This is a genomic window from Kribbella sp. NPDC051770 (assembly GCF_040681455.1).
Lineage (GTDB): Bacteria > Actinomycetota > Actinomycetes > Propionibacteriales > Kribbellaceae > Kribbella.
The window spans coordinates 246,502-260,996 of the sequence record NZ_JBFAYT010000005.1 but is presented as its reverse complement, the minus strand read 5'-3'; the positions used below and the strand labels follow the sequence as shown (position 1 = coordinate 260,996).

The 14,495-nt window shown below is 70.4% G+C and carries 14 protein-coding genes; 9 read left to right on the top strand and 5 right to left on the bottom strand.

The annotated features are described in order from the left end of the window. Window positions 1-2: 2 nt before the first annotated feature. Both AB0M01_RS19015 and AB0M01_RS19010 read left to right on the top strand, forming a co-directional pair. Window positions 3-899 carry a carbohydrate ABC transporter permease gene (locus AB0M01_RS19015; protein WP_363671077.1) on the top strand — a complete coding sequence of 299 codons (897 nt, stop codon included), beginning with the start codon at window positions 3-5 and terminating at the stop codon, window positions 897-899. A 41-nt stretch (window positions 900-940) separates the two neighbouring features. Beyond that, window positions 941-1,495 (top strand): cysteine hydrolase family protein, encoded by a 555-nt coding sequence (locus tag AB0M01_RS19010; RefSeq protein ID WP_363671075.1) that lies wholly within the window; start codon window positions 941-943, stop codon window positions 1,493-1,495. Window positions 1,496-1,585: 90 nt separating this feature from the next. On the opposite strand, the gene AB0M01_RS19005 is transcribed toward AB0M01_RS19010, so the two are convergent. Together AB0M01_RS19005 and AB0M01_RS19000 are read right to left on the bottom strand one after the other, a co-directional pair. Then, window positions 1,586-1,924, bottom strand: coding sequence for a hypothetical protein (locus AB0M01_RS19005; protein WP_363671073.1), 339 nt, complete (start codon window positions 1,922-1,924; stop codon window positions 1,586-1,588). Then, window positions 1,914-2,273 carry a nuclear transport factor 2 family protein gene (locus AB0M01_RS19000; protein ID WP_363671071.1) on the bottom strand — a complete coding sequence of 120 codons (360 nt, stop codon included), beginning with the start codon at window positions 2,271-2,273 and terminating at the stop codon, window positions 1,914-1,916. The genes AB0M01_RS19005 and AB0M01_RS19000 overlap by 11 nt, the downstream gene beginning before the upstream one ends. Window positions 2,274-2,381: 108 nt before the next feature. Between AB0M01_RS19000 and AB0M01_RS18995 the strand changes: the two genes are divergently transcribed. Both AB0M01_RS18995 and AB0M01_RS18990 read left to right on the top strand, forming a co-directional pair. Continuing rightward, on the top strand, window positions 2,382-3,350 hold the full coding sequence (locus AB0M01_RS18995; RefSeq protein WP_363671069.1) for an RNA polymerase subunit sigma-70: 969 nt from the start codon (window positions 2,382-2,384) through the stop codon (window positions 3,348-3,350). A 41-nt stretch (window positions 3,351-3,391) separates the two neighbouring features. After that, the gene (locus tag AB0M01_RS18990) at window positions 3,392-3,988 is read left to right on the top strand and encodes a hypothetical protein (RefSeq protein ID WP_363671067.1); all 597 of its coding nucleotides are present in this window, start codon (window positions 3,392-3,394) and stop codon (window positions 3,986-3,988) included. A gap of 2,656 nt (window positions 3,989-6,644) precedes the next feature. Here the strand turns inward: AB0M01_RS18990 and AB0M01_RS18985 are convergent. Both AB0M01_RS18985 and AB0M01_RS18980 read right to left on the bottom strand, forming a co-directional pair. Then, the gene (locus AB0M01_RS18985) at window positions 6,645-7,070 is read right to left on the bottom strand and encodes a VOC family protein (protein ID WP_363671065.1); all 426 of its coding nucleotides are present in this window, start codon (window positions 7,068-7,070) and stop codon (window positions 6,645-6,647) included. Window positions 7,071-7,158: 88 nt separating this feature from the next. Continuing rightward, window positions 7,159-7,788: a dihydrofolate reductase family protein gene (locus tag AB0M01_RS18980; protein WP_363671063.1), complete on the bottom strand. Its 630-nt coding sequence runs from the start codon at window positions 7,786-7,788 to the stop codon at window positions 7,159-7,161. A 145-nt stretch (window positions 7,789-7,933) separates the two neighbouring features. Here AB0M01_RS18980 and AB0M01_RS18975 point away from each other — a divergent pair, with 145 nt between their 5' ends. Then, window positions 7,934-8,485, top strand: a complete 552-nt coding sequence (locus AB0M01_RS18975) for an isochorismatase family protein (protein ID WP_363671061.1) — start codon at window positions 7,934-7,936, stop codon at window positions 8,483-8,485. 403 nt (window positions 8,486-8,888) lie between these two features. Here AB0M01_RS18975 and AB0M01_RS18970 read toward each other — a convergent pair whose 3' ends face one another. Beyond that, window positions 8,889-10,679 carry an AMP-dependent synthetase/ligase gene (locus AB0M01_RS18970; protein WP_363671059.1) on the bottom strand — a complete coding sequence of 597 codons (1,791 nt, stop codon included), beginning with the start codon at window positions 10,677-10,679 and terminating at the stop codon, window positions 8,889-8,891. Between the two features lie 111 nt (window positions 10,680-10,790). Between AB0M01_RS18970 and AB0M01_RS18965 the strand changes: the two genes are divergently transcribed. Genes AB0M01_RS18965 through AB0M01_RS18950 form a run of 4 tightly spaced genes read left to right on the top strand, consistent with a single transcriptional unit; the run spans window position 10,791 to window position 14,437 of the window. Next, a complete protein-coding gene (locus tag AB0M01_RS18965; protein WP_363671057.1) occupies window positions 10,791-11,708 on the top strand; it encodes an SRPBCC family protein in 918 nt (305 codons plus the stop codon). 4 nt (window positions 11,709-11,712) lie between these two features. Continuing rightward, a complete protein-coding gene (locus AB0M01_RS18960; protein ID WP_363671055.1) occupies window positions 11,713-12,975 on the top strand; it encodes an ArsA family ATPase in 1,263 nt (420 codons plus the stop codon). Beyond that, window positions 12,972-13,487, top strand: a complete 516-nt coding sequence (locus tag AB0M01_RS18955) for a hypothetical protein (protein ID WP_363671053.1) — start codon at window positions 12,972-12,974, stop codon at window positions 13,485-13,487. Before AB0M01_RS18960 ends, AB0M01_RS18955 begins: the two co-directional genes overlap by 4 nt. Next, entirely contained in the window at window positions 13,478-14,437 is a 960-nt protein-coding gene (locus tag AB0M01_RS18950; protein WP_363671051.1) for an ROK family glucokinase, read from the top strand. Before AB0M01_RS18955 ends, AB0M01_RS18950 begins: the two co-directional genes overlap by 10 nt. The last annotated feature ends 58 nt before the right edge of the window (window positions 14,438-14,495 follow it).

The window sequence follows — 14,495 nt, the reverse complement described above, 5'->3', positions numbered from 1 at the left end:
CCATGGCCGTACTGGTCGACACCGGCCGCGGCACCGAGGCCGCCGCGAGCGTCCGGCGCGCGGACCGCCCGTACTGGCGGCGGAACCTGCCGCTCACGGTGATCCTGTACGTCGTACTGGGGCTGGGCTCGGCGGCGTTCGTCTATCCGTTCCTGTGGATGATCGCGACCTCGCTGCGCTCGCTGGCCGGTGTCGGCAGCGCGGGCGCGAGCATCTGGCCGAGCGAGTTCCTCTGGGACAACTACACCCGGGCGATCACGTCGTTCCCGTTCTGGCGGTACGCGCTGAACTCGGTGCTCACCACGCTGATCCCGATCGTCGGAACGGTGTTCTCCTGCGCGCTGGCCGGTTTCGCGTTCGCGCGGCTGCGGGTGCGGTTCTCCGGGCTGGTCTTCGCGGTGGTGCTGGCGACGATGCTGCTGCCGGGGGAGGTGACGATGGTGCCGCAGTTCATGCTGTTCAACAACCTGGGCATGATCGACACGCTCTACCCGCTGATCCTGCCCGCGTTCTTCGGATCGCCGTTCTACATCTTCCTGTTCCGGCAGTTCTTCTCCCGGATGCCCGCCGAGCTCGCCGACGCCGCCGTCGTCGACGGCTGCGGCTGGTTCAAGATGTTCTGGCTCGTCTACCTGCCGCTCGCGCGGCCGGCCGTCGTCGCGGTCTCGATCCTGCTGTTCATGGGCTACTGGAACAACTTCCTCGGCCCGGCGATCTACATCAACTCCGACCAGTGGAAGACGCTGCCCCTGGCGCTGGCCGGCTTCCAGTCCGTCAACGGCACCGATACCCCGTTGCTGATGGCAACCTCGGTGCTGATCACGCTGCCGTGCCTGGCGATCTTCTTCCTCGCGCAGAAGCAGATCACCAACGGGATCACGTTCACCGGCGGCAAGTGAATCCGGTTGACCGCGGCGGCGGGTTCGCCGATGATCGCCGCATGCCGGAACCTGTGGACGCACTGCTGATCATCGACGTCCAGGCCGGGCATGTGGGCGGGGCACACGCCGTACCCAATGCCGACCAGTTGGCACAGGCCGTCGCAGGCCTCCTGACGGCAGCACGGGGGAGTGGGGCTCTCATCGTCCACATCCAGAACGACGGCGATGCCGGCCAGGTGGATGCGCCCGGGACTGCAGGTTGGGAGCTGCACTTCCCGCCCGCCGACGGTGAGACGGTCATCCGCAAAACCCACGACGACGCCTTCCGCGAGACCTCGCTGACCGCACTCCTCACCGACCACGGCGTCGGGGCGGTCGCGATCTGCGGCCTGATGTCGGAGATGTGCGTCAGCGCGACGGCACGGACGGCACTCGACCGCGGCTACCGCGTTGTGCTGCCGCAGAACGCCCACGCCACCACCGGCATCCCGGCCCGCCCAGGCCTGAGCGAAGCGATCCCCGCCGACACGGTCTCGCGGGTCGCCGAGTGGGCTTTGGGAGATGAGGTCGAGCTGGTTCAGCAGGCAGGTGAGGTCGACTTCAAGCGCCGCTGACCCCGAACGCCCGCGCTTGAGACGCGGCTGACCTGCGCGCCGAGCGGCCGCGCTGCAGGCGCGCTGATCCGGCCGCCGAGCGGCCGCGCTTCAGGCGCCGCCGACGAACGCGTGGGCCTCGGCCAGCAGGTCGCGCCAGCGCTGCGGGTCGTCCGAGTACGGGAGCCCGACCCACTCCCGAGCCGGATTCCTGCCCACGCGCACCTCCCGCCCATCGCCCGCGCGTAGCTCCTTCACGCGCGGCCCAGGCAGCTTGACCACCAGCTCACCCTCGCGCCCCACGAACGCGAACACCTTCGGCTCACCCCGGGACAGCACCCGGAGGGCCTCGCTGCCGAACATCGCCGCGCGATCAACCCCCGGCACCCCGTCGTACGCCTCGGCGAGCTGATCGAGCAGCTCCTGCCCCCGTCGGCGCTCAGGACGCATCGGCAGCCCGCGCCTCGGTGAACGGCTGACGGTCGAAGATGATCCGCAGCTGAGTGATCCGCCCGTCGGCCACCGTGATCAGCTCCGCCGCCGGCGCATCCGCGACCGGCACCGTCCGCGTCCCGTACATCAGCAGCGCCGTCGACTCGTCGCCGTACGCCGCCAGCAGCTCCGATTCCAGCAGGATCTTCGAGAACGGCTCCATGAACCCACGAAACGCCTCCGCCCCCTCGATCGGCCCGGACGGCGCCTGACAGAAGATCCCGTCGGCGACGTACTGCATCGCGGCCTCGAAGTCGTGGCCGGTCCAGGCCTGGTGGTAGGCGAGCGCGACGTCCAGTGCGGTCATCGGATGGTTCCTTCCGGTCGAAACGACTGATACCCGGGTAGACACCGCCCGCACCCGGATCGGAACGATCGCCCGAAGATTGTCCCCGGCGCCTGCCACCATGGGGTGATGACGACGGTGCTGGAGCGGGCGCGCGGCGGCGACGACCGCGCCTTCGGCGAGCTCACCGCGCCGTACGCGCGTGAGCTCCACCTGCACTGCTACCGAATGCTCGGCTCGGTCACCGATGCGGACGACGTACTGCAGGAGATCCTGCTCGCCGCCTGGACCGGCCTGAGCGGCTTCGCCGAGCGGTCGTCGCTGCGTACCTGGCTCTACCGGATCGCCACCAACCGCTGCCTGAACGCGATCCGCGACGGCAAACGCCGCCCCCCGACCGAACCACTCCCACCCTTCGACCCACCCGAGCCGACCCAGCGCGGCGACATCACCTGGCTCCAGCCGTACCCCGACACCTGGCTCGAGGACCACGCCGTACGCCGGGAGACGGTCGAGCTCGCCTTCGTCACCGCGCTGCAACGCCTCCCACCCCGCCAGACCGCGACGCTGGTGCTCGTCGACGTCCTCGGCTTCACGATGGCGGAGGTCGCGCAGATGATGGACACCACCCAGACGGCGATCAAGGGCGCACTGCAACGGGCGCGGGCCTCGGTGGGATCGCCACGCGACGCCGATCTCGCTCGTAGCGCCGGGAACACTCAACTGCCGGCCCTCGGGGAGCGCCCCGACACCGCGGGCGAGTGGGCCGTGGCCCGCCGCTTCGCCGAGGCGTTCGTTGCCGATGACATCGAAGCCGTCACCGACCTGCTCACCGACGACGCCTGGCTCGCGATGCCCCCAGCACCCCACGAATACCAGGGCCCAGCAGCTATCGCAGCCTTCCTCCACGCCAGCGCCGCCGGCCGTCGCGGCGCGCGCGTCCGCCTCGACCCGAGCCCCTGCAACCACCAGCCCGGCTTCCGCTGCTACTTCCTCACCGACGACCACCCACCCCGCTACGCCGGCCGCTTCGTCCTCACCATCTCCGAAGACCGCATCACCCGGATCACCAGGTTCCTCGACCCCGCGCTCGAATAAACCGATCGTCCGGAGCCCGCCCACCCTGGCACCCTTGCCCCATGGACCTGGTGATCATCTTCGGACCCGCCGCCGTCGGCAAGATGACGGTCGGGCACGCCGTCTGCGAGCGGACCGGCTTCGCGCTCTTCCACAACCACGCGATGATCGAGCCGATCCTGGAGATCTTCCCGTTCGGCACCCCGCAGTTCAACCGCCTGGTCTCGGAGTTCCGCCGCCGCGTGATCGAGGAGGCCGCCGCGTCCCACCTGCCCGGCCTGGTGTTCACCTTCGTCTGGGACCTGAACGACCCCGACGAGATCGCCCTGATCACGTCGTACACCGAGATCGCCAAGTCCCACGGCGGCCGCACCCACCTGGTCGAGCTCCACTCCGACCGGTCCGAACGCCTCGCCCGCAACACAACCCCGTTCCGCCTGGAACGCAAGGCCAGCAAACGCAACGTCGAGTTCTCCGAACGCAACCTGCTGGACATGGACGCCCAGTACACCCTCAACACCGGCGGCCCCCGCACAAAGGCCGAGGACTTCCTCGCCCAGCACCCCTACATCCGAATCGACAACACCCACCTCACCCCCGACGAGACCGCCGCCCAAATCCTCAAGACGTTAGACCTCCCACTCACCACTCACCACTGACCAACCCCACCCCACCCCGCCCCGCCACCCCGAGCCTCAACCAGCCACCCGAGGCCTCCCACAGCGGGTTGATCAGCGCTGCAGGTCGCTCCACAGACGAGCGCGAACGACGAACCAACCGGGACCCAGCCGGCGCAACGCAGCACCCCGACCTGCACCACCCACCAACCCCGCGCCCCGCCGCCCGACCAGGCTCACCACCCGCCCATCCCGAGCCCGGGACAGCACTTGGTGGGTGCTGCAGGTCGCCCTCACCGCGGAAACCAACCGAACAGGCGGACCTCCACCACTCACCAACCCCGCGACTCGCCGCTTGGGCAGGCTCACCGCCCACTCGCGCCCAGCCCCCGCGAAGACCTGGTGAGTGATGCAGGTCCGCCGGACGCGCTGTCCTGCCGACGCTCGCGCCCAAGACATGCGACCTGCCGCTCGCCACCCACCACTCATCAACCCCATCCCGCCCGCCGCCCCGAGCATCGACCAGCCACCCGAGGCCTCCCCACAGCGGGTTGATCAGTGCTGCAGGTCGCTCCGCAGACGAGGGCGAACGACGAACCGCCCGGGACCCAGCCGGCGCAACGCAGCATCCGACCTGCACCACCACCAACCCCGCGACCCTCCGCCCGAGCAGGCTCACCGCCCGCTCACCCCGAGCCCAGGACAGCACTTGGTGGGTGCTGCAGGTCGCCCTCACCGCGGAAACCAACCGAACAGGCGGACCTCCACCACTCACCAACCCCGCGACCCGCCGCTTGGGCCGACCCACCACCCGCTGACCTCCAAGCCCGCCCGACGACTTGGTGAGTGCTGCGGCTCCGCCGGTCGCGGCGTGCCGACGCTCGCAGCCCAAGACGTGCGACCTCCCGCTCGCCACCCACCACTGATCAACCCCACCCCGCCCCGCCCCGCCCCGCCGAGCGTGGCTCAGCCGCCCGAGGCCTTCCCACAGCGGGTTGATCAGTGCTGCAGGTCGCCTTCGCAGCTAAGGGCGACTCAGCAGGCCGACGTGCACTACCCACCAACCACACGGCGCGCCGCCTGAGCATGCTCATCGCCCGCTCACCTCGTGCCCGGCAGAGGACTTGGTGGGTGCTCCAGGTCGCCCTAGCCGCAGAGGGCAACTGAGCAGGCGGACCTCCACCACTCACTAACCCCGCGATTCGCCGCTTGGGCAGACTCACCGCCCGCTCGCGCCGAGCTCGTGCGAGGACTTGGTGAGTGCTGCAACTCCGCCGGATGCGCCGTTCTGCCGACGCTCGCGGCCAGGACGTGCTACTTCCCGATCGGCACCCACCACTGATCAACGTCACCCCGCACTGCCGTACCGAGCGTCGGTCAGCCCTCCGAGGCCGTTCCGCGGCGGGTTGATCAGTGCTGCATGTCGCCTCCGCTGGCAAGGGCGACTCAGCACGCCGACCTGCACCACCCACCAACCACGCGGCCCGCCGCCCGAGCAGGCTCACCGCCCGCTCACCCCGTGCCCGGGAGCGGACTTGGTGGGTGCTGCAGGTCGGCCGGATGGGCTGTCCTGCCGACGCTCGCGCCCAAGACATGCGACCTGCCGCTCGCCACCCACCCACTGATCAACCCCACCTCATCCCGCCGTACCGATCGTCAGTCAGCCCTCCGAGGCCGCGCCCCGGCGGGTTGATCAGTGCTGCAGGTCGCCTTCGCGGCAAGGGCAACTCAGCAGGCCGATCTGCACCACCCACCAACCACGCGGCCCGTCGCGTGAGTAGGCTCGCCGCTCGCTCGTCCTGTGCCCGGGAGCGGACTTGGTGGGTGCTGCAGGTCGGCCGGATGCGCCGTCCCTCCGACGCTCGCTGCGAGGACGTGCTACTTCCCGATCGGCACCCACCACTGATCAACCTCGCCCCGTCCTGCCGTACCGAGCGTCGGTGAGCGGGCCGAGGCAGTTCCGTGGCGGGTTGATCAGTGGTGCAGGTCGCCGTCGCCGCGGTAGCGCGGCCGAGTGGACGGACGTGCACCACTCACCAACCTCGCGGTTCGCCGCTTGGGCAGACTCGCCACACGCTCGCGCTGAGCCTGCGCGAGGACTTGGTGAGTGGTGCAGGTCCGCCGGTTGCATCGTTCTGCCGACGATCGGGCCGGGTCGGCCCGGGGCGGGGGCGAGCAGACGGGCGGGGATGAGGTGGCCGGGAGAGGTGGGGTGGCTTGAGGCTGGGACCCAGGGAGGGTGGCCGTGGTGATGGGCGGGATCGCTGGGCGGGTCGGTCGAGGGCGGCGGCTCGACTTGAGGCTGGGTAGTCGGGGAGGGGGCGGTCAGGCGGGCAGGGCGAGCCAGTCCGGGTGGGGCGGCAGAGGTTGGGTGGTCGCGGAGGAGTGGCTGCCGTGAGGTGGGGCGGGGGAGCTGGGCGGGTCTGAGACGGGGCCGGGTGGGCGGGGCTGGTGCCAGGCTGGGTGGGCGGGTCCGGTGTGGTGCCGGGCGGGAGTGGGTGTCGGGTGGGGGATGCTGTCGGAGACTGCCGGTGGCTCGACGCGGACGACGTGTGCGCGGATGCCGGCGTGCGTGGTCGAGTGGGAGTCGATGGCGGGGCGAGGCGGTCAGGCGGGGATCGGATGGCCAGACAGGTGGGCGGCGGTTGTGGCTGGGTGCTCCGGCCGGGCAGTCTGCCATGGTGCGCTCGGCGGGCGGTCAGTGGTGGTTCTGCCGTGCTGCGGCGATCTCCAAGTAGTGCGGGTTGTGCATGATCCCGAGCACGTTGCCGAACGGGTCGACGACCGACGCGGTGGCGAAGTCGCTGTTGCCGTGGGCGGTGATCGGCTGGTACTCCGTCGCGCCCAGGGCCAGCAGCCGCTCGAACGTTCCCGGCAGGTCGTCGACGTGCCAGTGCATCACCGCGCCGCCCGGCGCGTTGGACGCGCCGGGTGGGGCGTACTTGCGGTCGATGAAGCCGAGTTCGTCGCCGTCGTCGCCGACGCGGAACTCCACGTACGCCGGTGCGGCCGGTGCCTCGGGGAAGGCGTAGTAGGCCTCCTGCCCGAGTACCTCGGCGTACCAGTCGCGCGCGGCGGCGAGGTCGTCGGCGTAGAAGCTGATGGTGGCGAATCCTCGGAACATCGGGGTCTCCCTGGGTCTCCCGGTGGCTCGTCCACCGGCGATGAACCCATCCTGCGCCCGATAAGTGCGCACCCAATGAGCACTTATCTCAGCTGATCACCGATTTCCCGTCGACGATCACGTACTCCCCGCCGGAGGCGAGGGCGGTCGGCGTCAGTACGGCGTACGTCAGCCCGGTCGAGGTCAGGCGCGACTCCCGCACCGTGAACGCCGTCGGCGGCAGGCCGTCGGCGAACAGCCGCTTGCCCTGCCCGAGCGCGATCGGGAACGTGATCAGCCGGTACTCGTCGATCAGTCCGGCCCGGTGCAGCTCGTGCGCGAGCCCGCAACTCCCGTGCACCTGCAGCTCGCCGCCGGGCTGGTCCTTCAGTGCGCGGATCTCGTCGAGGCCGCTGACGACCGTGGTACCGGTCCACGCGGGAGCGCGCAGCGTCCGCGAGGCGACGTACTTCGGCAGCGTGTTCAGCTTCCGCGCGACGAGGTGGTCCGGGTCGGCCACTCGCGGCCAGTAGCCGGCGAACATCTCGTACGTCGTACGCCCGAGCAGGATCGCGGCGGCGTCGGCGAACCAGCTGTCGACGATTTCGTCGAACTCCTCCCCGGCGTACGGGACGACCCAGCCGCCCTGGCTGAATCCGTTGCTCGCGTCTTCCTCGGGGCCGCCCGGGCCCTGCATGACGCCGTCGTAGCTGAGGAAGGTGTGCAGTGTCAGTCGCATCCGGGTCGCTCCTGAGGTTGCGGCGGTCCGGGGCTGGATCCGCCTCTCACCCTGGCGTCGAATGGACCCATAAAGGATCGACACCGAATTGTCGGTGCCGGGAACTAGCATCGCGGCATCGAGTTCGGCAGCACCGGGAGGACGCATGACGACACTGACCGATCGACCGAAGACCGCGCTGCTCGTCGTCGACGTGCAGAACGGCGTGATGGCGGGTGCGCACGACCGTGACAGCGTCGTGGCGAACATCGCGACCCTGGTGGACAAGGCGCGGGCGGCCGGTGTCGAGGTGGTCTGGGTGCAGCACAGCAGTGAGCACCTGAAGCGCGACACCGATGAGTGGCAGTACGTCCCGGAGTTGGTGCAGGGCGCCGGTGAAGCCGTTGTCCACAAGCGGTACCCGGACTCTTTCGAGGACACCGATCTCGAGCCGGTCCTCGCCGAGCGCGGCATCGGCCGGCTGATCGTCTCCGGCGCGCAGACCGACGAATGCATTCGTTCCACGCTGCACGGCGCGATCGTCCGCGGCTACGACGCGACCCTGGTCGCCGACGCCCACACCACCGAGAACCTCTCGGAGTGGGGAGCGCCGACGCCCGACCTGGTGATCGCCCACACCAACCTGTACTGGGAGAACCACCAGGCCCCGGGCCGAACCGCCGGTACGACGACCACCGCGGAGGCCGACTTCAGCTGAGCAGCCCCACCCCGAGGTGCTCCGCCGGGCCTGGCCCGGCGGTCCACGCCGAGCTGCCGGCGTGCTGCGTCGCCTCACCCCGGCGTGCTGCGTCGGCTGGCCGGGCGTTCCGCGCCGGCTTACCCCGACGTGCCGTGCCGGCGCTCCGCGCGACGCTACCCCGCGTTCCGGGCGACGCTGTCCGGCGTTCCGCGCGGGGCCTACCCAACGAGCCGGGTCGCGTTGCCCGGCGTGCTATCCCGACGTGCTGCGTCGGCATAGCCCGGCGTGCTGCGCCAGCCTGCCAGGCGTTCCGCGCAGGCCCACCCCGACGTGCCGCGCCGACGTTCCGCGCGGCGCTGCCCGGCGTGCCGCACGGGCCTGCACGACGGGCCGGAGCGTCTGCCCGGCGTACCGATCCGACCTACTTCGCGTACAGCGCTTCCACGTCGTTCGCGTGGTTCTTCATCACCACGTGGCGGCGGATCGACAGCTTCAGTGACAGCTCGCCGTTCTCCTGGGTCCAGTCGGTCGGGAGGATGGTGAACTTCTTGATGCCCTCGGCCTTCGAGACGGCGGTGTTGGCGTCGTCGACCGCGGTCTGGATCTCCGCGATCAGGTCGGCGTCGGTGCACAGGGACTCGAGGTCGGTCGGCTTGCCGTGCTTGGCGGCCCAGGCGGGGAGGGTCTCGGGGTCGATCGTGATCAGTGCCGCGATGAACGGCTTGCCGTCGCCGACGACCATGCACTGGCTGACCAGCGGGTGCAGGCGGATCCGGTCCTCCAGGACGGCGGGGGCGACGTTCTTGCCGCCGGCCGTCACCAGGATCTCCTTCTTCCGCCCGGTGATCCTGATGAAGCCGTCGGCGTCGAACTCACCGACGTCACCGGTGTGGAACCAGCCGTCCTCGTCGATCGCGGCCTTGGTCGCTTCCTCGTTGCGCCAGTAGCCCGACATCACCTGGCCGCCCTTGAAGAGCAGTTCGCCGTCGTCGGCTACGCCGACCGTCACACCGGGCAGCGGGCGCCCGACGGTCCCGATCCGGATGTCGTCCGGCAGGTTCACCGACACGGCAGCCGTCGTCTCGGTCAGCCCGTACCCCTCGAGAACCGGTACGCCGATCCCGCGGAAGAAGTGGCCGAGCCGGTCGCCCAGCGGCGCACCACCGGAGACCGCGTAGTCGACCCGGCCGCCGAGCACGTTGCGCAGCTTGCCGTAGACCAGCTTGTCGAACAGCGCGTGCTTGGCCTTCAGGCCCAGCCCCGGGCCGCCCTTGTCGAGCGCCTGCGAGTACGCGATCGCGGTCTCCGCGGCGGCGTCGAAGATCTTGCCCTTGCCGGCCGCGTGCGCGGACTGGCTGGCGGTGTTGAACACCTTCTCGAAGACCCGCGGCACGCTCAGGATGAACGTCGGCCTGAACTCGCCGAGGTCGGCGACCAGGTTCTTCACGTCGGCGGTGTGCGCGACCTTGACCCGCATCATCACGCAGCCGACCTGGATGATCCGGGCGAACACGTGCGCGAGCGGCAGGAACAGCAGCGTCGACGCGCCGTCCAGCCGGAACAGGCTCGGCAGGATCTTGGTCGCCGTCCCGAGCTCGTCCATGAAGTTGGCGTGGCTGACCGTGCAGCCCTTCGGGCGGCCGGTGGTCCCGGAGGTGTAGATCAGCGTCGCCAGGTCGCCCGGCACGACCGCCGTACGGCGCTTGTCGAGCTCGGCGTCGCTGATCTCCTGGCCGAGCACGGTCAGCGCGTCGACCGCACCGGACTCGATCTGCCAGACCTCGCCCAGCGACGGCGCCTCGGCCCGCGCGGACTCGACGACGGCACCGTGGGCGGCGTTCTCGACGATCGCGGCGACCGCGTCGGAGTCGGTCAGGATCCACTGGATCTGCGAGGCCGACGAGGTCTCGAAGATCGGCACGGTGGCGGCGCCGATGCTCCAGATCGCGTAGTCGAGCAGGGTCCACTCGTACCGGGTCGCGCTCAGCAGGGCGACCCGGTCGCCGTGCTTCACGCCGGCCGCGATCAGGCCCTTGGCCACGCCCGCGACCTGGTCGGCGAACTGCGCGGCGGTGATGTCCAGCCAGCCGCCCTCGACCCGCTTGCTGAACACGGCGGTGTCCGGGTGCGAGGACGCGTTCGCCCACACCTGATCGGCCAGTCCGCCCGTGGTCGGAAGGTCGATCACAGCAGGAACGGTGTACTCACGCATCCGCGTCTCCTTGTCGTGCCGGCGGCCAGGATGGTCGGTTCCGGCGCACGTTACAGTCACTTACCCACAAGTAGCCAGGTCAGTGTGACCCAGGGAACTAAGGTCAGGCGCATGCCTTCACTGGACATCAGTTGCGACGACCTGGTCGTCGCAGATCCAGCCTACGTCGCGCAGCGGCTCGGCTCGGACACCCTGTGGCGCGAGTGGTGGCCCGAGCTCGTCCTGACCCCGTCCGAGCGGCGCGGTCTGGAGGGGGTCCGCTGGGCCGTCACGGGGGCCGCGATCGGTACGGCGGAGTGGTGGCTGGAGCAGGTCCGCGACGGTGTGGTCGTGCACTGGTACCTGCGGGTCGACCCAGTACGGCGTACCGGCGTACGGCGGTTGCGGAAGCTGCAGGAGTCGTACGTCGCGCGCTACCGCGAGCGGATCTGGCGGTTCAAGGACGAAGTCGAGACGGGCCGCGCCGCGGGCGAGCGCAGGTCCGGCTGGGAACCCGCGATAGTCTCCGGGAGGGGCACCGGTGCCCCGCACCCGGCCGTACCGCAGAAGGACCTGCACGCGGACCGGCGACCGTCCCGGCAGCGGAGAGGTGAATCGATGGCAGAGCAGACCACCTCGACCATCGTCGTGAACGCGACCCCGAAAGCGATCATGGCGGTGATCGCGGACTTCGAGGCCTACCCGGAGTGGGCGGACTCGATGCGGGAGACCGAGGTGCTGTCGACCGACGAGGCCGGCCGGCCCAAGCAGGTCCGGTTCAAGGTGGACGCCGGTGCGATCTCCGACGAGTACACGCTGGACTACGTCTGGTCCCGCAACGAGGTGACCTGGTCGCTGGTGCAGGCCAAGATGGTCAAGGGCATGGACGGCGCGTACGTGCTGCGCGACCTCGGCGCCGACGGCACCGAGGTGACCTACCGGCTGGCCGTCGATGTGGCGATCCCGATGATCGGGATGCTCAAGCGCAAGGCGGAGAAGGTCATCATCGACACGGCCCTCAAGGGGCTGAAGAAGCGCGTCGAGTCCTGATTCCGTGACCCGGGTTCTGCTGTACACAGGCAAAGGTGGCGTGGGCAAGACCACGTCCGCGGCCGGCACCGCCACGCTGGCCGCGCTGCGCGGGCTGCGCACGCTGGTGCTGTCGACCGACGCCGCGCACTCGCTGTCGGACGCGTTCGACTCCGAGGTCGGCGGCGAGCCGACCGAGATCGACGACCTGCTGTTCGTCCAGCAGATCGACGCGCAGAAACGCTTCGAGCGGTCCTGGGGCGACATCCAGGCCTACCTGCGCTCGGTGCTGAGCGTCATCGGGGTCGACCCGATGGAGGCCGAGGAGCTGACCGTGCTGCCGGGCGCCGAGGAGGTGCTGGCGCTGCTCGAGGTCCGCGACCACGTCCGGTCCGGGCGCTGGGACGTCGTCGTGGTCGACTGCGCGCCGACCGCCGAGACGCTGCGGCTGCTCGCGCTGCCGGAGGCGCTGAGCTGGTACATGGACCGGATCATGAACGCCGAACGCAAGGTGCTGCGGTCGTTCCGGCCGCTGCTCGGCAAGGCGTCCGGGCTGCCGATGCCGTCCGACACCGTGTTCGACGCGTTGCGCCGGTTGCAGAAGGACCTCGCCGACATCCGCGCGCTGCTGGCCGGGCCTGATGCTTCGGTGCGGCTGGTGCTGACGCCGGAGGCTGTGGTGGTTGCCGAGGCGCGGCGGTCGATGACGACGCTGTCGCTGTACGGGTACCGCGTGGACGGCATCGTGGCGAACCGGGTGTTCCCGGCGGCGGGCGCGGACAACTGGCGGCGCCAGTGGGTGGCCGCGCAGCGGGGGATCCTCGAGGACGTGCAGGACTCGTTCAGCCCGCTGCCGATCTGGGAGTCGCCGTACCGGGCCTGCGAGCCGGTCGGCGTCGAGGAGCTCGCCGCTTTCGCGGTCGAGATGTACGGCGGGGACGACCCGTTCGCGCGGGCGTCGGACGAGACGTCGCTGCTGGTCGACCGGCACATCGACACCGACGGGCGCACGTACATCTTGACGCTCCCGTTGCCGCTGGCCTCGGCCGCTGATCTGGAGCTGGCGCGGCACGGGGACGAGCTGATCGTCACGGTCGGGTCGTACCGGCGGGTGATTCCGCTGCCCGCTGCGTTGGCGCGCGGGGTGGTCGCCGGTGCGCGGCTCGACGACGGGAAGCTGCAGGTGCGCTTCGCGCCGCGCGACCCGCTGCCGCGACCCGTCGAGGACCTGGCCGAGGAGCTGCAGATGGAGCTCGACGAGACCCCGATCCCGGAAGGCACCCGATGACACCGCACGAACCGGTTGGATCGGTCGCGGAAGAGGCCGCCAAGCTGTTCGCCGTACTGCGTGCTGCTGGTGCTGCTGACTTCGGTGGTGCAGCTGCTCGGGCTGAGGCCGGCGCGGATGCGGCCGACGAGGCCGCTCGGGCTGAGGCCGCTGCGGCCGGAGAAAAACAGGAGAGTGCCGAGGCGGATAACACCGCGGGGGCGGGCGGGTCTGCGGCCGAGGCGGATCACGCGCACGGGATCGGGCGCGGCGCCGAGTGTGTGTGGTGCCCGGTCTGTCAGGTGATCAACAAGGTGCGGTCCACCAGTCCGGAGACCATCGAGCAGCTGTCGACCGCGGCGGCTGGGGTGCTGGGAGCGGTGCGGGGACTGATGGAGGCCGCGGCCGAGGCGGCGCGGCAGGCGAAGGTGGACGCAGAGTCGCGGGCCGCCGGGGAGCAGGACGAGGAACGGCCAGCTCGGTCCCGGGTGGACCGGATCGACGTGAGTGAGGACCCCGAACCATGGGACTGACCATTGGGATCGATGTCGGTGGAACGAAGATCGCGGCCGGGGTGGTCGGGCCGGACGGGACGATCGGGGCGCGGGCGCACCGTGACACCCCGGCCGACTCCGTCGACGCGACCGCGCAGGCGATCTGCGACGCGGCCGCCGAGCTGATCGCCGGGCACGACGTCGAGGCGGTCGGGATCGGGGCCGCGGGCTTCGTCTCGTCGGACCGCTCGACCGTGCTGTTCGCGCCCAACCTGGCCTGGCGGGACGAGCCGCTGGGCAAGCGGGTCCAGGACGTGCTGAACGTTCCGGTCGTGGTGGAGAACGACGCCAACGCGGCCGCCTGGGGCGAGTTCGCGTTCGGCGCGGCGAAGGACGTCGAGCACATGGTCTGCGTGACCGTCGGCACCGGGATCGGTGGCGGCGTGGTGATCGCGGGCGAGATGCTGCGCGGCGCCCACGGGGTCGCGGCCGAGATGGGTCACATGCGCGTCGTACCGGGTGGGCATCGCTGTGGCTGTGGAGCGCGTGGCTGCCTGGAGCAGTACGCGTCGGGCCGCGCGCTGGTGCGTGAAGGGCGCGCGCAGGCCGAGTCCGGTTCGCTGGCGGCGGCGCAGATGATGAGCGTCATCGGCATCACCGACCCGGCCGAGCTGACCGGCCCGATGATCACCAAGGCCGCGGCCGGTGGTGACCCGTGCGCGGTCGAGCTGCTGGACGACCTCGGCCGCTGGCTGGGGGAGGGGCTGGCGAGCTTCGCGACCCTGTTCGACCCGAGCACGATCGTGATCGGCGGCGGCGTGAGCGCCGCCAAGGAGCTGCTGCTGAAGTCGGCGCAGGTCGCCTTCGACAAGAACCTGCCGGCCCGCGCGAACCGCCCGCACCCGACGATCGTGATGGCCGAGCTCGGCAACGACGCCGGCATCTGCGGTGCCGCGGACCTGGCCCGCCGCCCGGTGGAGAACCGGTAGTGCGGGTAGTTTGCCGTACGGCGTACTTGGCTGCAGGTGGTTGGCTTGACGTGAACGT